The organism is Marinobacter segnicrescens (assembly GCF_900111555.1).
Taxonomy (GTDB): Bacteria; Pseudomonadota; Gammaproteobacteria; order Pseudomonadales; family Oleiphilaceae; genus Marinobacter; species Marinobacter segnicrescens.
The window spans coordinates 73,933-96,691 of record NZ_FOHZ01000001.1; the positions used below are offsets into that span (position 1 = coordinate 73,933).

The window sequence follows — 22,759 nt, forward strand, 5'->3', positions numbered from 1 at the left end:
AGTCTCATCTAACCCCGACAACGGAAAACAAACGCCTGTGGAGGAGCGGTGCCTGCCATTCTCCCCACAATCGGTTATCATGCCCGGATTGTTTCACGATGTTTTATCTCGCCGCGCATTGACAAAAAAAGCCAACACCCTATATTTTGCCGCCGGTTTACCAATAATACGCGCCTTCCCGCGCTACTAACGCTGATAACAGGAGAGCACCATGACCGACAGGAAAGCAACGCTCTCGGTGGGTGACAAATCCATTGAGCTTCCGGTTTATTCAGGCACCGTCGGCCCTGACGTCATCGACGTTCGCGGCCTCGTCCAGGAAGGCGTTTTCACTTACGATCCGGGCTTTGTATCCACCGCGGCCTGCGAGTCTGCCATTACCTATATTGATGGCGCCCAGGGGACCCTGCTCCATCGTGGCTATCCCATCGATCAGCTGGCCGAGCATTCCGACTACCTGGAAGTTTGCTACCTGCTGCTCAATGGTGAACTGCCCACCCCGGAACAGAACAAGCAGTTCCATACCACCATCAAGAACCACACCATGCTGCACGACCAGATGCGCAATTTCTTCCACGGTTTCCGCCGGGATGCGCATCCGATGGCTATCATGTGTGGTGTAGTGGGTGCCCTGTCCGCCTTCTACCATGACCAGATGGATGTTGCCGACCCCCGTCAGCGTGAGATCACTGCCCATCGCCTGATTGCCAAGATGCCGACCATTGCCGCCTGGTGCTACAAGTACTCCATCGGTCAGCCGTTCATGTACCCCCGCAACGACCTGAACTACGCAGAAAACTTCCTGCAGATGATGTTCGGGGTGCCCTGCGAGGAGTACAAGCCGAACCCGGTTCTGGCGAAGGCTATGGACAAGATCTTTATCCTGCATGCTGACCACGAGCAGAATGCGTCCACTTCGACTGTACGCCTGGCCGGCTCCACCGGCGCCAACCCTTACGCCTGTATCGCTTCAGGCATCGCTGCCCTTTGGGGACCGGCCCACGGTGGTGCCAACGAGGCGGTACTGGATATGCTCGCTGAAATCGGTGACGAGAAGAACATCGAGCAGTTTATCGCCAAGGCGAAGGACAAGGACGATCCCTTCCGTCTCATGGGCTTTGGCCACCGGGTTTACAAGAACTTCGACCCCCGCGCCAAGGTCATGCGTGAGACCGCCCACGAGGTACTGCAGGAACTGGGTCTGGAAGACGACCCCCTGCTCAAGATCGCCCAGCGCCTGGAGAAGATTGCCCTGGAAGACGAGTACTTCGTGGAGCGCAAGCTGTACCCGAACGTGGACTTCTACTCCGGCATTATCCTGAAGGCCATTGGCATTCCGACGTCCATGTTTACGGTGATCTTTGCCCTGGCTCGCACCATTGGCTGGTACAGCCACTGGAACGAAATGGTGTCTGGCAACTACCGCATCGGTCGTCCCCGTCAGCTTTATACCGGGTCCGACAAGCGGGATTATCCGAAGAAGTAAATCCTGCCTTTGTTGGCTGGAACTACCTGAAGGCCGCCGGGGTTTCCTGGCGGCCTTTTTGATTGCAGGGGACGCAAATTCTGCCGGGTGTTTCGGTTGTATGGCTCGCTTGCCAGCTTATGGTGTTCGTTCTGTCTCAGGCTGCTTGCTTGGGTGAAAGGCGGCCGGCCAGTGGGGTGCTCTTTCGCCGCCGCAATTCACGGTCCATCCCTGGACCGGCCTTGCTCCGGGGCATCCCTGCCCTTGCTCTGAAGGAGCACCCCACTACCCACCCACCCCAGACCTCCCGGATACCGCGAGCCTCAACGGAGCAACGTTACCAATACCCTCCGCCAGCGAGCTTCGCAGCTTTAACATCCCGCACAGTTCTGCAATCATCGCTGCTTTGAACCAAGCGATTATCCGCAAGCAGGAGAGTGGCAGATGAAGAACATTGCCTTTATTGGTCTGGGAGTAATGGGCTATCCAATGGCCGGACACCTGGCAAATGCCGGGCTAACGGTCAATGTCTGGAATCGCAGTGCCGAGAAGTCCAGTCAGTGGGCCAATGAATACGACGGTGAGGCCTGTATCACTATTGCCGACGCCGTCCATGGCGCCGATGTGGTCCTGACCTGTGTAGGGGCCGACCCAGACCTGCGGGAGGTTTACCTAGGCGAGCATGGCATTATCGCCAATGCACCAAAGGGTGCCGTGCTGGTGGATCACACCACAGCATCAGCCGGTATCGCCGAAGAACTCAGTGAGGCCGCCGGTGCAGTCGGGCAGCACTTCATCGACGCACCGGTATCCGGAGGCCAGCAGGGGGCCGAGAACGGGCAACTCACCATTATGTGCGGTGGTGAGGAAGACGCCTTTACCCGTGTCAGCAAGACGCTGAGCCTGTATGCGAAGGCGCTGAACCTGATGGGTCCGGCCGGCAGCGGCCAGAAGACCAAGATGGTGAACCAGATTGCCATTGCCGGGCTGGTACAGGGTCTGTCCGAGGCCATTCACTTTGCCGAGCAGGCGGACCTGGACGTATCGAAGGTCATCGACGTGATCTCAAAGGGGGCCGCCCAGTCCTGGCAGATGGAAAACCGCTCCGCCACCATGATCGCTGGTGAATTTGATCATGGCTTTGCGGTGGACTGGATGCGCAAGGACCTGGCCATCTGCCTGGAGGAGGCACGCCGCAATGGCGCCAAGCTGCCGGTAGCGGCGCTGGTGGACCAGTTCTATGCCGATGTTCAGGACATGGGAGGAAGGCGCTGGGATACGTCGTCGCTTGTGCAAAGGCTTCGGAGGAACTGATCGTTTACAATGGAACCCCGCCCTTCGACAGGCTCAGGGCGAACGAAAATTTTTAATCCCTGGAAGCACGCGCAGGTACGTTTTTGTGGCAGCTTCGGACACCTTGGCAAGCCGAGCATCCTGAGCCTGCCGAGGGGCCTGTCACCCTGAGCCTGTCGAAGGGCCTATCACCCTGAGCCTGTCGAAAGGCGTCACACGCTGAGCGTGTCGAAGGACCGACCATCCCGAGGGGCCGATCGCCCTGAGCCTGTCGAAGGGCCGACCATCCCGAGGGGCCGATCGCCCTGAGCCTGTCGAAGGGCCGACCATCCCGAGGGGCCGATCGCCCTGAGCCTGTCGAAGGGCCGTGGATTCCGTGGCCAAAAAGCTCCTACTTCTTCTTGTCCCGCGGCACCCAGCGCCCGTTTTCATACCACGCTGACCAGCCGGTCGCCTTGCCGTCCTTCTCGGACATGACGTACTGCTCCTTGCTCTTGCGGCTGTACCGGATGACTGTGGGATTGCCCTCCGGGTCTTTCTCCGGTGCGTCCATCAGGTAATCGTACTTCGGGTCGATTTCCTTACGATGGGGTTTGATCTCCATCACCAGGGGCGGACGTGTCTCCCGGTTCTTGGGGAACTTGCTGGCCGCCAGGAAAAGGCCGGAGGCACCGTCCCGCAGTACATAGGTGTCGTCCACTTTCTGACACTGGAGTTCCGGCATGGGCACCGGGTCCATCTTGGGCGGTGCCGGTTCGCCGTTTTTCAACAGCTTGCGGGTATTCTTGCAATCGGGGTTGGTGCAGCCGAAGTACTTGCCGAAACGGCCGGTCTTGAGCTGCATTTCAGAACCACACTTGTCGCACTCCAGGGTGGGCCCGTCATAGCCCTTGATACGGAAGGTGCCCTCTTCCACCTCGTACCCAGAGCAATCCGGATTGTTACCACAGATGTGCAGTTTGCGTTTCTCGTCGACCAGGTAGCTGTCCATGGCAGTGCCGCACTTGGGGCAGCGACGTTTCTTGCGCAACAGGCGGCTCTCGCCCTCACCTTCCACATCATCATCCGCGCTGACCACTTCATCACCTGAGACCAGGTTGATGGTGGTCTTGCAGCGCTCCTTGGGGGGCAGCGAGTAGCCAGAACAACCCAGGAAGACCCCGGTGCTGGCCACCCGGATCTGCATATTGCGGCCACAGCTGGGACAAGGAATATCGGTTTCCGTGGGCGTATTACTGCGCATGCCGCCTTCCGGCTTCTCCGCCTCTTCCAATTGCTTGCGGAAGCGGGCGTAGAAGTCGTTAAGGACTTTCTTCCAGTCCTCCTCGCCTTCGGCGATATCGTCCAGTTCGTCTTCCATGCGCGCCGTGAAGTCGAAATCCATCAGGTTCGGGAAGGACTCGGACAGCCGTTCGGTGACAATGTCACCCATTTTCTCGGCATAGAAGCGACGGTTCTGGAGCCGGACATAACCCCGGTCCTGGATGGTGGAAATGATGGACGCGTAGGTTGATGGCCGGCCAATCCCCTGCTTCTCCAGTTCCTTGACCAGGCTGGCTTCCGTGTAGCGCGGTGCAGGCTTGGTGAAATGCTGGGTTGGGTCCAGTTTTGCCAGGTCCAGCACCTCATCCACCTTGATATCCGGCAGGGCGACATCTTCATCTTTCTTTGCAGACTGTGGTGCCGCCTTAAGGAAACCCTCAAACTTGATAATCCGGCCACGGGTACGAAGCTCGTAGTCACCGTTGGCAACAACGATAGAGGTGCTCAGGAACTCGGCATCTGCCATCTGGCAGGCCAGGAACTGCCGCCAGATCAGTTCATACAGTTTCTCAGCATCCTTTTCCAGGCCACTGATATTACTAGGCTTTCTTGTAACTTCCGTTGGTCGAATCGCCTCATGTGCTTCCTGAGCACCCTCCTTACTACCATAGACTCGCGGCGCGTCAGGCAGGTACCTGTCACCGAACTGTTTGGCAATATAGTCACGGGCGCTGCTGACCGCGTCCTGGCTCAGGTTGGTGGAGTCGGTCCGCATGTAGGTGATATAGCCGGCCTCGTACAGTCGTTGCGCCAGCATCATGGTCTTCTTGACACTGAAGCCCATCCGGTTACTCGCCGCTTGCTGCAGGGTCGAGGTTATAAAGGGAGCAGAGGGCCGCGAGCGGGTCGGCTTGTCTTCACGCTTGGCTACCCGAAACTTGCCCTGCTCCAGACGGGCAACATGTTCGCTGCTCTGTTTCTCGTTCTCCGGGCGGTAGGCCTTGTCCTGGTATCGGGTGACCTCAAAACGGACCGGTGCGTCGTTTTTCTTCAGGTCCGCATGCAACTGCCAGTACTCTTCCGGTACAAAGCTGCGTATCTCTTTTTCCCGCTCCACGATCAGGCGGACGGCAACGGACTGTACACGTCCGGCAGACAGCCCCCGGGCAATCTTGGACCACAACAACGGCGAGACCATGTAACCCACGACCCGGTCAAGGAATCGGCGGGCCTGCTGCGCGTTTACCCGGTTGGTGTCGAGGCTGCCGGGATCCTCAAAGGCCGCCTGGATGGCGCGCTTGGTGATCTCGTTGAACACCACGCGACGGTACTTGTCTGGCTCGCCACCAATGGTTTCCCGCAAGTGCCAGGCGATGGCCTCCCCTTCCCGGTCCAAATCCGTTGCGAGGTACACGTGGTCGGCATTCTTCGCCAGCCGCTTGAGTTCGCTGACCACCTTTTCCTTGCCCGGCAGAATCTCGTAGCGGGCCTGCCAGTCATGGTCGGGGTCAACGCCCATGCGGGCGATCAACTGTTCACGGGCCTTACGTTTCTTGTACGTGGCCTTTTCGTCCGGATTCATCTTCCGGGTCTGGGCGGCCTGGCGGGCACGCTCCTTGGGGTCTGAGGTGGAGCCACTGCCGCTGACGGGCAGGTCGCGAATATGACCAACACTGGACTTTACAATGAAATCGTTGCCCAGATACTTGTTGATGGTCTTCGCTTTGGCTGGCGACTCGACGATAACGAGACTTTTACCCATATCAGAGACATTACCCCTGGAAACAGTTCAATAAATAGCCAGACTTCAAACCGCAAGAAAAATCAGCCAACTGGAGTGCCTGCGGTGGCTGGCCGGAGCGCATAGGTGCACTGTTTTACAGTGTCAGCAAAGTCAAGACAACCCATACTTTGATTTTTGGTAAAGCTATAACACATATCGAAAGTGGGCCCTGACGGCACCATGATCAAAAAAGCCCGGCACTGGGCCGGGCTTTTTCGGGCTTGCTGTCAATCCAGGTTTACACCCGTTCCCAGACCGTTGCGATGCCCTGGCCGAGGCCAATACACATGGTGGAAACACCCAGGTTACCACCACGGGCCTGCATGATATTCAGCAGGGTGGTGGAAATCCGGGCACCGGAGCATCCCAGCGGATGGCCCAGGGCGATGGCGCCACCGTTCAGGTTGACCTTCTCGTCCATCACGTCCAGCAGTTTGAGATCCTTCAGCACTGGCAGGGACTGCCCGGCGAAGGCTTCGTTAAGCTCCCAGAAGTCGATGTCGTCGACGGTCAGGCCTGCGCGCTTCAACGCCTTTTTGGTAGCCGGCACCGGGCCGTAGCCCATGATCGCAGGATCCACACCGGCGACCGCCATACCACGGATCTTCGCGATCGGGGTCAGCCCCAGGGACTGGGCCTTCTCGGCCGACATCATCAACATGGCGGACGCGCCATCGGTGAGCTGGGAGGAAGTGCCGGCGGTAACGGTACCGTTTTTCGGATCAAACGCCGGTTTCAGCTGGCCCAGGGACTCAGCGGTGGTTTCCGGGCGAATGGTCTCGTCCTCTTCGATCAGCTTGACGAAGCCGTTCTCATCATGGCCTTCGATGGGAACGATCTCGTTTTTGAAGCGGCCTTCCTGCGTGGCTTCGTGGGCCAGGCGGTGAGAACGGGCACCAAACTCGTCCTGCTGCTCGCGGCTGATGCCGTGCATCTTGGCCAACATTTCCGCGGTCAGGCCCATCATGTTGGAGGCCTTGGCGGAATACTTGGAAGACGCCGGGTTATGGTCAAAGCCCTCGGTCATGGGGATGTGGCCCATGTGTTCCACACCACCGATCACAAACACATCGCCATTGCCGGTCTGGATAGCCTGGGCAGCGGTGTGAATCGCAGTCATCGAGGAACCGCACAGGCGGTTTACGGTCTGGGCGCCCGCTTCGTGGGGTACGCGGGTCATCAGGGAGATGTGGCGTGCCACGTTGAAACCCTGCTCCTTGGTCTGGTTAACCGCGCCCCAGATCACGTCTTCGACGTCTTTCGGGTTGAGCTTGGGGTTGCGGTCCAGCAGTGCATCAATCAGCGCGGCAGACAGGTTCTCGGCGCGAACGTTGCGGAAGCAGCCGTTCTTGGCACGACCCATCGGAGTCCGCACGCAATCCACTACGACAACGTCTCTCGGATTAAGGCTCATAGATCTTTCTCCGTTCGGAATAGGGTTCAGCCGAAGAACTTCTCGCCGTTCTTCGCCATTTCACGCAGCTTCTCGGTCGGGTGGTACAGCGGACCCAGGTCTGCATACTTGTCTGCGAGTTCGACGAACTTGTCGACGCCCATGTCATCGATATAGCGCAGGGCACCACCACGGAACGGAGGGAAGCCGATACCGTAGATCAGGCCCATATCGGCGTCTGCAGGCTCTTCGACAATGCCGTCTTCCAGGCAGCGAACGGTTTCCATGCACAGGGGGATCATCATGCGGGCGATGATGTCCTGGTCGGTGAATTCCTTCTTGTCCTGGACAACCGGCTCAAGCAGCTTGTAAGTCTCTTCGTCGACGACCTTCTTCTGCTTGCCCTTGCGGTCTTCCTCGTAGGCGTAGAAGCCCTTGCCGTTCTTCTGACCGTAACGGTTGTTCTCGTACATCACGTCGATGCCGGATTTCCAGTCGGTCTTCATGCGATCCGGGAAGCCTTCTGCCATCACTTCGTTGGCGTGCTTACCGGTGTCCATGCCCACCACGTCCAGCAGGTAGGCCGGGCCCATGGGCCAGCCAAAGTTTTCCATCACCTTGTCTACACGCTGGAAGTCGGCGCCGTCGCGAACCAGGCCAGCAAACCCGCCGAAGTACGGGAACAGCACACGGTTCACCAGAAAGCCCGGGCAGTTATTGACCACGATGGGGGTCTTGCCCATGGCCTTGGCATAGGCCACGGTAGTGGCGATGGCACGGTCACTGGACTTCTCACCACGGATGACTTCCACCAGCGGCATCATCGGCACCGGGTTGAAGAAGTGCATGCCGCAGAAGTTTTCCGGGCGCTTCAGGTTGGTCGCCAGGGTATCGATAGAGATGGTAGAGGTGTTGGACGTGATAATGGTGTCATCAGACACCTGGTCTTCAACCTCACGCAGCACGGAATCCTTGACCTTCACATTTTCCACGACGGCTTCCACAACAATGTCCACGTTGCCGAAATCGCCATAGCTCAGGGTCGGTCGGATGTTGTTCAGCGCGTCAGCCATCTGTTCGGGCTTCATCTTGCCCTTGGCAACCCGCTTGGACAGCAGCTTCTTGGCCTCCTTCAGGCCCAGGCTGATACCGTCTTCATTGATATCCTTCATCAGGATGGGTGTGCCTTTATAGGCAGACTGATAGGCAATACCGCCACCCATGATGCCTGCGCCCAGTACCGCAGCCTGCTTGACCTCAGCAGCTTCCTTTTCCCACTGCTTGGACTTGGCTTTGAGCTTCTGGTCATTCAGGAACAGGCCCACCAGGCAGGCCGCCACGTTGGTCTTGGCCATCTTGGCGAAGCCCTTGGCTTCCACTTCGATTGCCTTGTCACGGGGCAGGCTTGCGTGTTTCTGCATGACCTTGATGGCTTCTACCGGTGCCGGGTAGTTCTTGCCAGCCTGGCCGGCCACGAAACCCTTGGCGGTCTCGAAGGCCATCATGCTTTCCATATTGTTCAGCTGGATCTTGCCCTTCTTTTCTTCACGGCGGGCCTGGTAGTCCAGCTTGCCTTCGTTGCACTGGTCGATAATGGCACGGGCGGCGTCAACCAACTTGTCCGCTTCCACGACCGCATCTACCGCGCCCACTTTCAGGGCCTTGTCGGCACGGTTCTCGGAGCCCATGCAGATCCATTCAATGGCATAGTCCACGCCGACCAGGCGAGAAAGGCGCACGGTACCGCCGAAACCCGGAAAGATGCCCAGTTTTACTTCTGGCAGCCCTACCTTCGCCTTGCTGTCCATAACCCGGTAATCGGTGGCCAGGCCCATCTCGAAGCCGCCACCCAGGGCCATGCCATTAATGCAGGTGACCGTCGGGAATGGCAGGTCTTCAATGTCGTTGAAAACGGCGTTGGCAGTGAGGTTGTTGTTGATCAGCTCTTCCTCAGGGCCGGCAAACAGGTCGGTGAACTCGGTGATATCGGCACCGACGATGAAACTGTCCTTACCGCTGGTGACCACCAGCCCCTTGAGGCTGCCCTGCGCCTTCAGCTTATCGGTGGCAGCACGCAATTCCTCGATGGTGAGGCGGTTGAACTTGTTAACTGACTCACCCTGCAAGTCAAAGTTCAGCTGCGCGATTCCGCCTTCGATCTCTTTTACGGTGATGGCTTTACCTTCGTAAATCATCAACTGATCTCCAGTCTGTGTTAATTGCTGTGCCCAGCCCGCGATCCACGGAACCGGCCGGACAGCGGATTGTCGGTCACTGCCTTGACACCCCTGTACCAAGCGGGCATCAGCCTTCGGACCAAAAATTCATACAGTCGTTTGAATCCGGAGGGCACACCTTGTGAAAAAACAGCGATTTTGTCAATCAATTTGTGACACGAGCCCAACGCGGCCGGGAGGGCTGACTTCACCGGGAAACTGCAAAATTCCGTAAAATCGCGGAACGACGTCGCAATCTATAACGTCGCGCTTGATTGGCCGTAAGGCTTAATTTAGCTTTGTGACCCGGATCCCGTCCATTCCAACAAGAAAGCGCATCTCCATGGAGTACCGCCCCGATGAATAACTCTCGCCTCCGCTTACCCTCTGTTCTGGCAGCACTGGTCTTGCTGCTGGTCAGCTCGTTCTCGGTTCGTGCCGATGAAGGTGCTGCCTTTCTCCGTGACCTCCACGAGTTCCGGGTGAACAATTTCATGGCGCTCAGCAACTACTATCGATATAGCGCAACCAATGACGCCGCCGCCGAGGCCGCCATCAAGGAATTGATGGGCGAGGCCACCCGCAACCTGCAGGCGGTATCCGAAAGCGGCGCCAACGTTCTGACGGCTGACCAGGTTGCCTCCCTGCGCAGCGAGTTCGGCACCTTCAGCGAACTGATGGCGCAGAACGTCAGCGACGTTACCGAGATTGGCTACCCCGACCTGCGACTGGTGGGGGAAATGGCCAACCAGGCAGTCACCTTGAGCAACGTTGCCCAGGAGCTCTATGCCCAGGCCCGGGACAGCTCCCAGACCCCGGTCAAGCCGGAAGTTGAAACTGCCCGCTCGGCGTCAGTGCTGATGGCACAGATGCTTTCCCGTTATGCCGCCCGTTCCTACAGCCCGGTCACCCAGACGTTCCAGGGTGCCTCCGGCCTTGCGCCCCTGGATGAGCAGGCCCGTGAACTGGACAAACTGATCGGCGAATTCGTAACGTCTACAGGTCAGGGAAACCTGAGGGGCACGGCAGTAGAAATCAAGACCAAGTGGGGGTTCATTCGCGATTCCTACATTAACTACAACAAGCAGAACGTGGTTTTCGTGATAGAGCGCTATTCCCGCTCGATCCTGGAAGAACTGAACGCCGCTGTATCATCTCTGCAGAACGCCTGATTACCGACCAGACCCGCCTCCGTTCCTCGAAACGGGCCATCTTCGGATGGCCCGTTTTTCGTTATTTGACCCCAGTCAGTTTACAGTGGTGTAAACTTGCCTAAAGTGTTGGGTAATCAATCCGGAGTGGGCACGCTTCAACCAGGCAAGTCCCGCTCTTCCCTGAACAAGGAGTAGTGTCTATGTCTGTATACAGCAAGATCATGGTAGCGATCGACCTCACTGAGGAGGCGCCGCAGGTACTCAAGAAGGCCGTAGCCCTGAGCGAGCAACATAATGCTCAGCTGTTGCTGGCCCACGTGGTTGAGCCGGTGGGCTATGCCTATGGCGGCGATATTCCCATGGACCTGAGCGAACTCCAGGATCAACTCGACAAGGCGGCGCGGGAACAGCTCGCTACGTATGGCAAGGAGTATGGCATTCCTGCTGAAAACCAGATTGTGACCGTGGGCCGGCCGGAATCCGAGATTCACCACCTGTCAGAAGACAAGGGCGTGGACCTGGTGGTGGTGGGTAGCCATGGCCGCAGTGGTATCCAGCTTTTGCTGGGCTCAACGGCCAATGGCGTGCTGCACGGTGCCAAGTGTGATGTGCTGGCGGTCAGGATTCACTGATTCATTGCAGGCGCCCGTGGCCCGCTTTGGCGGGCGCCTGCAACCGCTGGTTTCCAGTAATGCCCCGGGTGGCAATCAGCCGCCGTTCTGCATCTCTTCCAACTCCATCCAGCGCTCCATGGCTTGTTCCAGGCTCGCCTCGGTATCAGCCAGTTCTTTGAGCACTGCGTTCACCGCCTCGGTCCCCTGCTGATAGAAATCCGGCGCCGACACCTGCCCGTTAAGGGATTCGAGCTGTGACTCCAGGGCCTCGATCTGGCCCGGCAACTGTTCAAGTTCCCGTTTGTGTTTGTAGCTGAGCTTGGCTGGCTTCTTCTCTGTGGCAACCACAGATGCCGTAGCTTTTCCCGACTCCGGAGCACTGGCGGCTCGAGGACTCGCTCCCTTACCGGATCCGGATTCCCCTGGCTTGGATGACTCAAGTTCGGTCGGAAAGCGGCCACCCTGGCGTCGCCAGTCGGAATAGCCACCCACGTATTCCCGGACCTGCCCGGAGCCGTCGAGGAACAGTGTATCGGTGGCAATATTGTCGAGGAATTCCCGGTCGTGGCTGATCACGATAACAGTGCCGGCAAAGTCCACCAGCCGCGCTTCCAGCAGTTCCAGGGTTTCTACATCCAGGTCGTTGGTAGGCTCATCCAGCACCAGGATGTTGGCGGGCTTGCTGAACAGCTTGGCCAGCAGCAGACGGGCGCGCTCGCCACCCGAGAAAACCCGCACCGGCGACCGTGCCCGTTCCGGGGAAAACAGGAACTCCTGCAGGTAGCCCAGCACATGCTTCTGCTGACCGTTGATCTCGATAAACTCACGGCCTTCCGACAGGTTATCGAGCGCGTTGCGCTCCAGGTCCAGTTCACCGCGAAGCTGGTCGAAATAGGCCACCTGGCGATTGGTACCCAGGCGGACACGGCCCTCGGTCGGCTCCAGGTCACCCAGCAACAAGCGAACCAGGGTGGTCTTGCCAGTGCCGTTCTCCCCCACCAGGCCAATCTTGTCCCCCCGAAGGATGGTCAGGGTGAGGTCCCGGATCACCTCCTTGCCATCCGGGTAGCGGAAACCGGCGTGGGCTGCGTCTACGACCAGCTTGCCGGAACGTGAGGCATCTTCCACGGAAAAGCTTGCTGTTCCGACCCGCTCCCGGCGCTGACGTCGTTCTTCCCGCATGGCCCTGAGCGCCCTCACCCGGCCCATGTTCCGGGTACGGCGGGCCTTGATGCCCTGGCGAATCCAGGCTTCTTCCTGCTTCAGGCGCTTGTCGAAGAGCGCATTTTGTCGTTCCTCTTCCTCCAGGGCCTTCTCTTTAAGCTCCAGGTACTTGTCATAACTGGCCGCAAAGCTGACCAGGTGCCCCCGATCCAGCTCCACAACCCGGGTAGCCATACGACGGATAAACGCACGGTCGTGGGATACGAACACAATGGCGCCGCGGAACTGGGCCAGCGCGTCCTCGAGCCAGGCAATGGCCGGTACATCCAGGTGGTTGGTGGGCTCGTCCAGTAGCAGGATGTCAGGCTCTGCCACCAGGGCCTTTGCCAGCAGTACCCGGCGCTGCCAGCCCCCCGACAATGTGTTCAGGGTCTGGTCAGGATCGATGCGGTACTGTTGCAGAATCGCCGTTACTTTCTGGTCCAGGCGCCAGCCATCCAGCGCTTCCAGTCGCTCCTGCACCTTCATCATCTCATCGAGGGAGGCTTCATCCGCCTGATGGGACAGGTGGTGGAACCTCGCCAGGAGTTCACCGGTTTCCGGAAAGGCACCGGAAACCACGTCGTAGGCCGTACGGGTATCGTCTGTGGGCAGCATCTGGGGCAGCACCGCCAGCTTCGCACCGCTGTCGAGACGCACCACCCCGCCATCGGGAGTCACGTCACCGGCTATGATCTTCAGCAATGTGGACTTGCCCTCACCGTTGCGGCCCAACAGGCAGACCCGCTCACCGGGCTCGATTACCAGCGAGGCGTGGTCCAGTAAAGGCTGCATCCCGAAGGCCAGGGAAATGTTCTCAAGGGTCAGCAATGGCATGACCGGTGTTACTCCTTTGATGCAATGAGCGTCACCGGATCCCCGACACGCAGGGTACCCGGGCTCTGATGTACTCCGTTGACACCGAACATCACGCCGTCATCGGTACGCCGGAAACCCGCGAGGGTTTTCAGGGGTTCGCCCTTGGGGCAGCGTATGCCGGTGTCCGGGTCAACGGTGGTCATGATGCAACGGCTGCAGGGTTTGACCAGGTCGACGGAGACCTCGCCAAGCCGAATCGAACGCCACTTGTCCTCATCCCAGGCCGGTGCGCCTTCCACCACGACGTTTGGGCGAAAACGCCTCATATCACCGTATCCTGGTCTCCGTGAAGCCAGGTCGTCCAGCGAGGATTGGCTGGTGACCAGGAACGGGAAGCCATCCGCGAAGCTGACCGGATGAACCTTAGTCAGGCAATCGTGCCGCGCCGGCCGGGTGACGTTCTCCGGCATGTATACCAAGGTAACGGTGCTGCCCAGGAACTCCGAGAGCGCCCCTGACGCATCACGGCCGGCTTCGACAACACCAGCGACCTGGTCACGCCAGACGGTTACTTGCCGCTCCCGGTTACCCACCGTCACAGTCACAATGCCCTGCGCCGGGATATCCAGGACCAGCTGGCCATCATCGGAGAATGCCGGTTTTATTTGCACAAGTGCAGGATACTTCCGCTGGGTCACAAACCGACCTTGCTCATCTACCAGCATCCAACGCCGGTCATTTACCGGTCCAAACCGGTCAAGGGGCAAGGTATTGGTAGCGATTCCGGCCAGGGACTTGACCGGATAATAGTAGAGCGCTTTGATCTTCATGGGCATGCAGGCCTGGCTGGCTACAGAAACCGCGCCAGTATACTGAAGTTCGGCCGCAGTGAGGGGGCCTGAGACGAAAAAACCCGGCCATTTCTGGCCGGGTTTCCGGGATCTGGAGCGGGAAACGAGATTCGAACTCGCGACCCCAACCTTGGCAAGGTTGTGCTCTACCAACTGAGCTATTCCCGCTTGTCGAAGGCACTTGGCCTGTCAACGGCTGCGTATTCTACTGATCGGACCGAAGCCGTCAACCGTTTTGTTAAAAATTTTTGAACCCTCGTGTCATCGTTAACTCAGCCCTGCCCATAGCTCTTGCCCCCACCGCCCATGTAGGCTTCCTCCGCCGGTGTCGAACGCCGCTTCAGGGCCCGGTTGCGGTGAGGAAAGCGCCCGAACCGCTCGATAACTGACTGGTGGTCCCTTGCCGACTCCAGGAAACTGGCCAGGAAGGCCCCCAGCGGCCCACCCTCCATGGCCGCCAACTGTTCGTAAAGGGCCACGGAACGTTCCTGGTGCGCCGACTTTTCCGAATGCTGGAGAGGCATGTAGAAGAATGCCCGCTGGATGGGAATCAGCCTGGTGTCAGCCCCTGCCTCCAGCCCTTCAAGGCACAGGGCGATAGCCTGCCGGTCATTGGAAAAGGCAAGTTCACCCCCCCGGTGAATATGTCGGGTAAACTGGTCCAGCAGAATGATTTCTGCCAGCCGTCCCCCGGACTCCCGACGCCAGTGATCCAGGCCGTTCTCGGAGGCAAACAGCACCATGGAAATGAAACGGCGGCGGATTTCCTGGTCAAAGGCCCGTGAAGACCGGAACCACCTTTCCCGATGAGCCTTGTCAGGTAGCCCGTGTTGGTCCAGCGGGCCAAACCAGAAATCCAGAAGTTCATGCCAAGCGAACATATAGTCTCCGGCTGTTGGTATTCGCAGTCAGGATTTCGCAGTTATACACTGATTCTGAAACCCGCCAAAGGAGCCCAGACCCATGACGGCCAGAACACGGATTCTGTTACTCGCCCACGGCAGCAGCGACCGTCGCTGGTGTGAAACCTTCGAAGCGCTCGCCGCACCAACCCTCGACAGCCTGCCTGAAGCCCGGGTGGCCTATATGGAACTGGCCGAACCCTCACTGGAAGCCGAGGTCGAGAAAGCCGTAGCTGAGGGTATAACCGACATCCGTGTGGTACCTCTGTTCCTCGCTGCCGGTCGTCACCTGCGCAAGGACGTGCCGGCCATGCTTGATGCCTACCGCGACCGCCTGGGGGTGCAGGTTACCCTGCTGCCCCCAATCGGTGAGGATCCGCGACTGGGGCTGGCACTTAAGGACATTGTCGCTGATTCCCTGGAGGCCGCCCATGACTGAAGGAGCCGTCTTGGTCACCGGTGGCACCGGATTTATCGGTCAGGTTCTGTGCCAGGAGCTGATCAAGGCCGGCTACAGCGTCGATGTTCTGAGCCGGCAACCGTCCGAGGCAGTACGTGCCCTTTGTGGAAGAGTGACACCCATCCGTGAACTGTCCACCATCAATGGCAGCCGGGGCTATGACATCGTGGTCAACCTCGCCGGAGAGGGAATCGCCGAGAAACGCTGGAGCGAGACCCGCAAGCAGGCACTCAGGGACAGTCGTATTGCCCTGACCCGGGAGCTGGTCACCGCGCTGCTCAGCTGCGACCGGCTGCCAGCGGTTATGGTATCAGGCTCTGCGGTGGGCTTTTACGGGGATCAGGGGGGGCGCCCTGTCACCGAATCCAGTCCCCCCAAGGACGAATTCAGCCACCGCCTGTGTGCGGACTGGGAAAAGGCTGCCGCACCGTTGGCTGACAAGGGCGTAAGGGTCTGTTATTCGCGTACCGGCGTGGTCGCAGGCCGCGATGGCGGGTTCCTGGAACGCATGGTACTTCCTTTCCGACTGGGGCTTGGCGGCCGTATAGGTTCCGGAGTGCAATATATGCCCTGGATTCATCGCCGGGATGTGGTAAGGGCGATCCTGTGGATGGTGGAGAACGGGGACGCTCAGGGAGCTTATAACGTGGTCAGTCCCCACCCTGCAACGAATCGCGAGTTCACCCGTACCCTTGCCCGGGTGCTTGGGCGTCCGGCAATACTTCCGGTACCTGCGGTGGCACTGAAAGTTGCACTGGGAGAGATGTCCCGCCTACTGCTGACCGGACAGCGGGCGCTGCCAGAACGCTTGCAGGCAGGGGGATTCAGCTTCAGCTACCCTGACCTGGAACCGGCACTTCGCGAGGCACTTGACCGTCCTGCCTGAAGCGTCGCGGTCAGTTAAAGGATTTTTTTTGCCGGCAATAGTTGACACCCGCAAGGCGCATTCTTAATATACGCGCCACCTCGACGAGGCAAGGTTTTGAGGAATGCGTCCCCTTCGTCTAGTGGCCTAGGACTCCGCCCTTTCACGGCGGCAACAGGGGTTCGAACCCCCTAGGGGACGCCACTCTTTCTCAGTGACTATGGGTTTTACGGTCCGTTGCCTTTACAGCCTTGTGTCGGGCGTCCCTCATCACGAAATAGCCTACTGCTGCCATAAAGCCGACCATCAACAGTACGGTTCCTACACCAGCGATTACTACCGCGTCCATATACATGGCTTATCCTCCTGTGGATGCCAGGTTCAACCTGTTTCTGAATCCAGATTACGCCTGCCTTCGCGAGTTGATCTTGACGTGTATCAATAGCGTACACGGCTTTTAACCGGTCTTTTTGGGCGACGCAGTTGATACGGAACACGCACTGATGACGACAGACTGCTATAGTTCGAGAAACACGTGTATGGCGTTTCATCAGTTCCGATAATACCTTGCGTTATTACCGCATTGATGGCAGCTGCCAGAATTTTCACCCAGGAAGACAAACTGACAAACGGGATGCCCAGATTGATTTCGCGTCTTCAGCAGTTTCGCCGCGGCTCGCCCCTGTCGTTCCGTTTGCTGGCGTATATCCTGCTGTTCAGCTCCGTATTCACCTTGATTGCCTCCGGCTTGCAGATCTACACCGATTTCCGGAAAGACGTCTCAGTCATCGATGACAGGCTCCATGTCATTGAAACCGGCTATCGCTCCAGCCTGTCCCGCAGTCTGTGGGCCCTCGACCAGAACCTGATCCAGATCCAGCTCGAAGGCATACTGTCACTGCCGGATATCGTACATCTGCGCCTTCGCATCTACCCTGACTCGGAGCTGGTAATGGGTGAACGACCCAAGAACGGCACAGCCATCCGTCAGCACAGCTTCCAGATTGGCCATCAGGGGAGCATTGATACCCAACTGGGAGAGTTGGTCGTCACCGCCTCCCTTGAGCGTAGCTACAGCGATCTCCAACAAAGGATCTGGGTCATTCTCACCACGCAGTTTTTCAAGACCTTCGTGGTATCCATCCTCATTGTCTGGATCCTGCGCCAGCTGGTTACCCGCCATCTGTCGAGGATGGCCTCCTACGCACGTAACTTTTCCCTCGAGAACCTGGATGAGCCACTGAAGCTTGACCGACCTGATACCCTCCGCTATCGGTCAGACGAGCTCGGCCAGGTGACCGATGCGTTCAATCAGATGCGTGAGCGACTCACTGAGGACCTCGAACGCCGCAAGCGGGACGAATCTGAAATCCGGAAACTGTCCATGGCCGTCGAACAGAGCCCTTCGTCGGTAATGATATGCGACCGACAGTGGCGTATCGAGTTCGTCAACCAGAAGTTCAGCCAGCTCACCGGCTACCCGGCAGACCAGGTCCTTGGCCAACGCCCGGGGGATCTCGCCCTGGGGGGAAGAAATACCCGAAGCACCCAGCAACTGTGGCAAACCATCCGCCTTCAGGTGCAACGAGTGGGTGTCTGGCAGGGAGAGGTGAACAGTGTTCGCCGTAACGGCGACCGCTTCTGGGAGCAGATTGTGGTGACTTCTATCAAGGATCCGGAAGGTCGCGTCACCAACTTCCTGGTCGTGGGCGAAGACATTTCCATTCGCAAACGCTACGAACAACAGCTGTTGCGCCAGGCGAACTATGACATTCTTACCGGCCTGCCGAACCGGATGCTTGCCCTTGACCGGCTCAAGCTGGCCCTTGCCCAGGCGCAACGGGAAAACACCCTGGTGGGGGTGATGTTCCTCGACCTGGATAACTTCAAACACATCAATGACACCCTGGGCCATGATGCCGGTGACACCCTGCTGGTGGAGGCTGCCCGACGGATTTCCGCCAGTCTCCGCGGAACCAGCACCGTGGCCCGTCTCGGTGGTGACGAATTTCTGGTGGTATTGCCTGGCCTGAAGGATCCTGGCGACACCGAGCAGGTGGCAGACCGCATTCTCGCCGGATTCAGCACACCCTTTATCCTGGGTGGGCAGGAAGTGTTCGTCACCACCAGCATCGGCATCGCGATCTACCCATCCGATTGCGACAATTCCGGCACCCTGCTTCAGAATGCCGATGCGGCCATGTACGAGGCCAAGCACAAGGGCAAGAGCGCCTGGGAGCGCTTCGCGCCAGAGATGAAAGAAGTCTCCCACGAACGACTGCAGATGGAGTCCCGCCTGCGCCGGGCCCAGGAGCTGGATGAGTTCGAGCTCTGGTTCCAGCCCATTGTGGAAACTGCGACCGGCCACGTCACCGGCGCCGAAGCATTGTTGCGGTGGAACAGCCCTGTGATGGGCCTGATCATGCCGGACCGGTTCATTCCGCTTGCCGAAGAAACCGGTATGATCATTCCGATTGGTCGCTGGGTCCTGGAACAGGCATGCATGGCGGCCCGACGCTGGCAGGAGGCAACCGGGCGGGAGTTGCAGATCGCGGTCAACGTGTCCCCCCGGCAGTTCCGCGATCCTGAGTTTGTCGAGTCGACGCTGGAAATCCTCACTGCCTGCGACTTGCCGCCGAATCGACTGGAAATGGAAATCACGGAACGCCTTATACTGGACAACAGTATCGAAACCGCTACCATCCTCCGGCAACTGGACGAGGCCGGTATCCGCCTGTCGGTCGATGACTTCGGCACGGGCTTTTCCGCCCTCAGTTACCTGAAAAGCTACCCCTTTGATTCCCTCAAGATCGACAAGGCCTTCGTGGCCGATGTAATGGTGTCCGGGGATAATGCATCCCTGGTCCTCGCCATCATCAACATGGCCCACAGCCTAAAACTGACGGTAGTCGCCGAAGGGGTTGAAGAGCCGGCCCAGCAGGATTTCCTCAGGAAACATCACTGCGACTTTGCCCAGGGCTATCTTTACAGCCGGCCAGCCCCCGAACCAGACTTCCTGGCCTGGCTCCGGGATCATTGAGCCGACACCGAAAATGCCGGAACTGACGATATCGGCGTCGTTACAAACCCAATCAACCAAGGATGTCTTCACCCATGGATGATCAGATACTGGTCGTTAACTGCGGCAGCTCTTCCGTCAAGATCGCCGTATTCGACTCCCACGGCACGGTGCTGGTGAGCGCCCTCGCCGAAAAGCTCGGCCAGCCCGACGCCCGGCTGGTTGCCGACGGGGAGGAGTCCGTATCGTTACCGGCCATGGCAGACCATCACCAGGCCCTCGAGGCCTCCATCGAGTGGTTGCAAAGGGCCGGTTATCTTTCCACCGAGCCAACCGCCATCGGCCACCGGGTAGTGCACGGTGGCGAGGCCTTCCACAAGGCCGCCCTGCTGGATGAGAATGCCATCCGTGCCATTGAATCCTGCGCAGACCTTGCCCCGCTCCACAACCCGGTGAACCTGGCCGGCATCGAGGCCGCACGCCGGCTTTTTCCGGAAGTACCCCAGGTGGCCGTTTTCGATACCGCTTTCCACCAGAGCCTCCCCCGCCATGCGTGGCTTTATGCCTTACCACGCCGATTCTATGAAGACTACGGGGTTCGGCGTTACGGGTTTCACGGCACCAGTCACCAGTACATGGCCGAAGAAGCAGCCCGACGACTCGACAAACCGCTTGAGGAAACCTCCATTATTTCCGCCCACCTGGGTAATGGTTGCAGCATTACCGCCATACGTAACGGCCAGAGTGTCGATACCAGCATGGGCCTGACGCCCCTGGAAGGACTGGTCATGGGCACCCGTAGTGGTGACGTGGACCCGGGGCTGTTCGACTTCCTGGCTGCCAAAGGCGTCACCGCAGAGGAAACCCATCGGATCCTCAACCGTGAAAGCGGCCTCCTCGGCCTCTCCGGACATACCAGCGATATGCGAAACCTGGTAAACGCTGCCCGTGAAGGCAACGGGCAATGCAAGGATGCCTTCGAAGTGTTCTGCTTCCGGCTCGCCCGTTACATTGGCGCCATGATGGTCTCACTCGAACAGCTCGACGCTCTGGTATTTACCGGTGGCATCGGCGAAAACAGCACGGACGTTCGTGCCCGCACCCTCGAGCACCTTGTCCTGCCCGGGTTTCGTGTGGATCCAGCCGCCAACGCTCACCACGGCCGAAACCACGGAGGTCATATCGCCGCTGCCAACAGCCGTTTCCCGGTCATGGTCATCCCAACACGCGAAGAGGCCATGATTGCCCGCGAAGCCAGGGCGCTTGTGGCAGACTCCCACCCACGAACAAGCCGGCACCACTGAAGGAATTCTCCATGGCAAAGAGTCTCTTTATCGCTCCCACTGAACTGGACAGCGGCCTCACGTCTGTATGCCTGGGCCTGCTCCGTGCCCTCGACCGCGTGGGCGTTCGCGTCGGCTTCTATAAACCGGTCAGCCAGCCGGCCCGCTCTGCCGGCGAAAGCTCCCAGGAAGACTTTTCGGTACCGTTCGTCAGGGCCCGCTCGGATCTCAACCCGCCGAACCCGATCCCCCTGAAAGAAGCCCAGAACCAGCTCAACCGGGGCAAGACCGATGAATTTATGGAAAACATGGTCGGCCGCTTCCAGCAGGTTGCCCGCGATGTGGACGTGGTTATCGTGGAAGGGTTGGTTCCCGACCGCAGTGAGGCCTATACCGCGCGCATGAACGTGGAAATGGCCCGCAACCTGGGATCGGATGTGATACTGGTGTGCTCACCCAACGGCCGCAGCTGCAAGGAACTGGATGAGTGGCTGGACTTCTCAGCCCGGTTGTTTGCTGACCCGGAAGACCCGGACGTCATCGGGGTGGTACTGAACAAGGTGGGAAAACCGGAGCAGACCGGGTTCCTGCCCAGCTTCAGCCAGCGGGAGCCAGGCCAGGGCCGGGACTACGAGGGCCAGTGCCGGATGTTCAGTTCAGGACGGCTGCGACTGCTGGCCTCCATACCCTGGCAACCTGACCTGCTTGCACCCCGGGTGTCCGATATCGCCCGGGCTCTGCCGGCCGATATTCTCCACGAAGGCGACCTGAACAGCCGGCGGGTACAGAAGGTTTCGGTTTGCGCCAGGACCATTCCCAACATGATCGACACCCTGCGACCGGGCACCCTTATGGTCACCCCCGGGGACCGGGAGGATATCCTGGTAGCCACTGCGGTCGCTGCCCTCAACGGCGTTCCCCTGGCTGGCCTGCTGCTGACCGGTGGCCTGATGCCTGACCAGCGCACCATTGAACTGTGCCGCCGCGCCCTCGCGACGGGCCTGCCGGTGCTGAAGGCGGACACAAACACCTATGAGACCGCTCATCAGCTTGCCAACCTCCCTGGCGCGGTCCCCGCCGATGACCCGGACCGCATCGAGAAAGTAATGGAAACCGTCGCATCCCGCCTGGACGCCGACTGGCTGCAGCAACATCTCCGGGTCGAGCGCCTGCGCCGCCTGTCGCCGCCGGCATTTCGCTACCAGCTTTCCCGGCTGGCTCGGGAGGCCGGCAAACGCATCGTGCTACCGGAAGGCAGTGAGCCACGCACGGTGCAGGCTGCCATCATCTGCACCCAGCGGGAACTGGCCCATTGCATCCTGCTGGGCGAGCGGGAGGAAATCGAAGCGGTTGCCGAGTCCCAGGGACTGACCCTGCCCGAGCAACTGGAGATCATCAATCCTGCGGCAGTCCGGGGACGGTATGTGGACCCGATGGTGAAGCTGCGCCAGCACAAGGGACTGGCACCGGACATGGCGGAAGCCATGCTGGAAGACAACGTGGTGCTTGGCACCATGATGGTGGCACTGGACGAAGCTGATGGCCTGGTATCAGGCGCCATCCACACCACCGCGAACACAGTGCGTCCGGCCCTGCAACTCATCAAGACGGCGGACCATGCCAAAGTGGTGTCGTCGGTCTTTTTCATGCTGCTGCCGGAGCAGGTACTGGTTTACGGCGACTGTGCCATCAACCCGGACCCCAATGCCGAGGAACTGGCAGATATTGCCATTCAGAGCGCGGACTCTGCGCAAGCATTCGGCGTCAATCCTGTCGTAGCCATGATCAGTTACAGTACCGGAAGCTCTGGCAGCGGCGCCGATGTGGAAAAAGTGCGTGAAGCCACCCGCATTGCCAGGGAACTGCGCCCCGACCTGGTGATTGACGGCCCCTTGCAGTATGACGCCGCTGCTATTGCGGATGTTGGCAAAAGCAAGGCTCCGGATAGCCCGGTGGCCGGCAAGGCCACGGTGTTTATCTTCCCGGACCTCAACACCGGAAATACCACCTACAAGGCGGTTCAGCGCAGTGCAAACGTGGTGAGCATCGGCCCCATGCTTCAGGGCCTGCGCAAGCCTGTAAACGACCTCTCGCGCGGCGCCCTGGTCGATGACATTGTCTTTACCATCGCGCTGACTGCGGTGCAGGCCGCCCAGGCCGAGTCTGCCGGATAGCG

At 59.2% G+C, this 22,759-nt stretch carries 16 protein-coding genes and 2 tRNA genes; 10 read left to right on the top strand and 8 right to left on the bottom strand.

Annotated elements, in window-relative coordinates; all coding sequences use genetic code 11:
* Positions 1–211 precede the first annotated feature (211 nt).
* Together gltA and BM036_RS00360 are read left to right on the top strand one after the other, a co-directional pair.
* Positions 212–1,486 carry a citrate synthase gene (gene gltA, locus BM036_RS00355; RefSeq protein ID WP_091848250.1) on the top strand — a complete coding sequence of 425 codons (1,275 nt, stop codon included), beginning with the start codon at positions 212–214 and terminating at the stop codon, positions 1,484–1,486.
* 423 nt (positions 1,487–1,909) lie between these two features.
* Positions 1,910–2,779, top strand: coding sequence for an NAD(P)-dependent oxidoreductase (locus BM036_RS00360; RefSeq protein WP_091848251.1), 870 nt, complete (start codon positions 1,910–1,912; stop codon positions 2,777–2,779).
* Positions 2,780–3,149: 370 nt separating this feature from the next.
* Here the strand turns inward: BM036_RS00360 and topA are convergent, their stop codons facing one another.
* From topA to fadB, 3 genes are all read right to left on the bottom strand, one after another.
* Positions 3,150–5,783 (bottom strand): type I DNA topoisomerase, encoded by a 2,634-nt coding sequence (topA, locus tag BM036_RS00365; RefSeq protein WP_091848252.1) that lies wholly within the window; start codon positions 5,781–5,783, stop codon positions 3,150–3,152.
* A gap of 259 nt (positions 5,784–6,042) precedes the next feature.
* The gene (gene fadA / locus BM036_RS00370; protein ID WP_091848253.1) at positions 6,043–7,218 is read right to left on the bottom strand and encodes an acetyl-CoA C-acyltransferase FadA; all 1,176 of its coding nucleotides are present in this window, start codon (positions 7,216–7,218) and stop codon (positions 6,043–6,045) included.
* Positions 7,219–7,244: 26 nt separating this feature from the next.
* Positions 7,245–9,392, bottom strand: a complete 2,148-nt coding sequence (gene fadB / locus BM036_RS00375) for a fatty acid oxidation complex subunit alpha FadB (RefSeq protein WP_091848254.1) — start codon at positions 9,390–9,392, stop codon at positions 7,245–7,247.
* A gap of 380 nt (positions 9,393–9,772) precedes the next feature.
* On the opposite strand from fadB, the gene BM036_RS00380 reads away from it, so the two are divergent.
* Complete coding sequence (locus BM036_RS00380; protein ID WP_091848255.1) at positions 9,773–10,585, top strand: hypothetical protein; 813 nt, start codon at positions 9,773–9,775, stop codon at positions 10,583–10,585.
* Positions 10,586–10,767: 182 nt separating this feature from the next.
* Positions 10,768–11,199 carry a universal stress protein gene (locus BM036_RS00385; RefSeq protein ID WP_091848256.1) on the top strand — a complete coding sequence of 144 codons (432 nt, stop codon included), beginning with the start codon at positions 10,768–10,770 and terminating at the stop codon, positions 11,197–11,199.
* A gap of 75 nt (positions 11,200–11,274) precedes the next feature.
* On the opposite strand, the gene BM036_RS00390 is transcribed toward BM036_RS00385, so the two are convergent.
* The 4 genes from BM036_RS00390 to BM036_RS00405 form a co-directional block, all read right to left on the bottom strand.
* Positions 11,275–13,221 carry an ATP-binding cassette domain-containing protein gene (locus tag BM036_RS00390; protein ID WP_091848257.1) on the bottom strand — a complete coding sequence of 649 codons (1,947 nt, stop codon included), beginning with the start codon at positions 13,219–13,221 and terminating at the stop codon, positions 11,275–11,277.
* 8 nt (positions 13,222–13,229) lie between these two features.
* Positions 13,230–14,033 carry an MOSC domain-containing protein gene (locus BM036_RS00395; protein WP_091848258.1) on the bottom strand — a complete coding sequence of 268 codons (804 nt, stop codon included), beginning with the start codon at positions 14,031–14,033 and terminating at the stop codon, positions 13,230–13,232.
* A gap of 113 nt (positions 14,034–14,146) precedes the next feature.
* Positions 14,147–14,222 (bottom strand) — tRNA-Gly (locus tag BM036_RS00400).
* A 104-nt stretch (positions 14,223–14,326) separates the two neighbouring features.
* On the bottom strand, positions 14,327–14,935 hold the full coding sequence (locus BM036_RS00405; RefSeq protein ID WP_091848259.1) for a DUF924 family protein: 609 nt from the start codon (positions 14,933–14,935) through the stop codon (positions 14,327–14,329).
* An 82-nt stretch (positions 14,936–15,017) separates the two neighbouring features.
* Between BM036_RS00405 and BM036_RS00410 the strand changes: the two genes are divergently transcribed.
* From BM036_RS00410 to BM036_RS00420, 3 genes are all read left to right on the top strand, one after another.
* On the top strand, positions 15,018–15,395 hold the full coding sequence (locus BM036_RS00410) for a sirohydrochlorin chelatase (protein ID WP_091848260.1): 378 nt from the start codon (positions 15,018–15,020) through the stop codon (positions 15,393–15,395).
* Positions 15,388–16,302 carry a TIGR01777 family oxidoreductase gene (locus BM036_RS00415; RefSeq protein WP_091848261.1) on the top strand — a complete coding sequence of 305 codons (915 nt, stop codon included), beginning with the start codon at positions 15,388–15,390 and terminating at the stop codon, positions 16,300–16,302. Before BM036_RS00410 ends, BM036_RS00415 begins: the two co-directional genes overlap by 8 nt.
* A 107-nt stretch (positions 16,303–16,409) precedes the next feature.
* Positions 16,410–16,485 (top strand) — tRNA-Glu (locus tag BM036_RS00420).
* A 7-nt stretch (positions 16,486–16,492) separates the two neighbouring features.
* On the opposite strand, the gene ccoM is transcribed toward BM036_RS00420, so the two are convergent.
* Positions 16,493–16,636 (bottom strand): cytochrome c oxidase subunit CcoM, encoded by a 144-nt coding sequence (gene ccoM, locus BM036_RS20030; RefSeq protein WP_177185953.1) that lies wholly within the window; start codon positions 16,634–16,636, stop codon positions 16,493–16,495.
* A gap of 279 nt (positions 16,637–16,915) precedes the next feature.
* Here ccoM and BM036_RS00425 point away from each other — a divergent pair, with 279 nt between their 5' ends.
* From BM036_RS00425 to pta, 3 genes are all read left to right on the top strand, one after another.
* The gene (locus tag BM036_RS00425) at positions 16,916–19,321 is read left to right on the top strand and encodes a bifunctional diguanylate cyclase/phosphodiesterase (protein WP_091848262.1); all 2,406 of its coding nucleotides are present in this window, start codon (positions 16,916–16,918) and stop codon (positions 19,319–19,321) included.
* Positions 19,322–19,395: 74 nt separating this feature from the next.
* A complete protein-coding gene (locus BM036_RS00430) occupies positions 19,396–20,604 on the top strand; it encodes an acetate/propionate family kinase (protein ID WP_091848263.1) in 1,209 nt (402 codons plus the stop codon).
* A gap of 11 nt (positions 20,605–20,615) precedes the next feature.
* Complete coding sequence (pta, locus tag BM036_RS00435) at positions 20,616–22,757, top strand: phosphate acetyltransferase (protein WP_091848264.1); 2,142 nt, start codon at positions 20,616–20,618, stop codon at positions 22,755–22,757.
* The last annotated feature ends 2 nt before the right edge of the window (positions 22,758–22,759 follow it).

Bases quoted from the DNA above. Each gene is read 5' to 3' on its own strand.
- fadA (WP_091848253.1), bottom strand. From the start codon at position 7,218: ATGAGCCTTAATCCGAGAGACGTTGTCGTAGTGGATTGCGTGCGGACT.
- BM036_RS00360 (WP_091848251.1), top strand. From the start codon at position 1,910: ATGAAGAACATTGCCTTTATTGGTCTGGGAGTAATGGGCTATCCAATG.
- BM036_RS00415 (WP_091848261.1), top strand. From the start codon at position 15,388: ATGACTGAAGGAGCCGTCTTGGTCACCGGTGGCACCGGATTTATCGGT.
- ccoM (WP_177185953.1), bottom strand. From the start codon at position 16,636: ATGTATATGGACGCGGTAGTAATCGCTGGTGTAGGAACCGTACTGTTG.
- BM036_RS00425 (WP_091848262.1), top strand. From the start codon at position 16,916: ATGCCCAGATTGATTTCGCGTCTTCAGCAGTTTCGCCGCGGCTCGCCC.
- pta (WP_091848264.1), top strand. From the start codon at position 20,616: ATGGCAAAGAGTCTCTTTATCGCTCCCACTGAACTGGACAGCGGCCTC.
- BM036_RS00430 (WP_091848263.1), top strand. From the start codon at position 19,396: ATGGATGATCAGATACTGGTCGTTAACTGCGGCAGCTCTTCCGTCAAG.
- BM036_RS00390 (WP_091848257.1), bottom strand. From the start codon at position 13,221: ATGCCATTGCTGACCCTTGAGAACATTTCCCTGGCCTTCGGGATGCAG.
- BM036_RS00385 (WP_091848256.1), top strand. From the start codon at position 10,768: ATGTCTGTATACAGCAAGATCATGGTAGCGATCGACCTCACTGAGGAG.
- BM036_RS00395 (WP_091848258.1), bottom strand. From the start codon at position 14,033: ATGAAGATCAAAGCGCTCTACTATTATCCGGTCAAGTCCCTGGCCGGA.
- BM036_RS00380 (WP_091848255.1), top strand. From the start codon at position 9,773: ATGAATAACTCTCGCCTCCGCTTACCCTCTGTTCTGGCAGCACTGGTC.
- topA (WP_091848252.1), bottom strand. From the start codon at position 5,783: ATGGGTAAAAGTCTCGTTATCGTCGAGTCGCCAGCCAAAGCGAAGACC.
- BM036_RS00405 (WP_091848259.1), bottom strand. From the start codon at position 14,935: ATGTTCGCTTGGCATGAACTTCTGGATTTCTGGTTTGGCCCGCTGGAC.
- gltA (WP_091848250.1), top strand. From the start codon at position 212: ATGACCGACAGGAAAGCAACGCTCTCGGTGGGTGACAAATCCATTGAG.
- fadB (WP_091848254.1), bottom strand. From the start codon at position 9,392: ATGATTTACGAAGGTAAAGCCATCACCGTAAAAGAGATCGAAGGCGGA.
- BM036_RS00410 (WP_091848260.1), top strand. From the start codon at position 15,018: ATGACGGCCAGAACACGGATTCTGTTACTCGCCCACGGCAGCAGCGAC.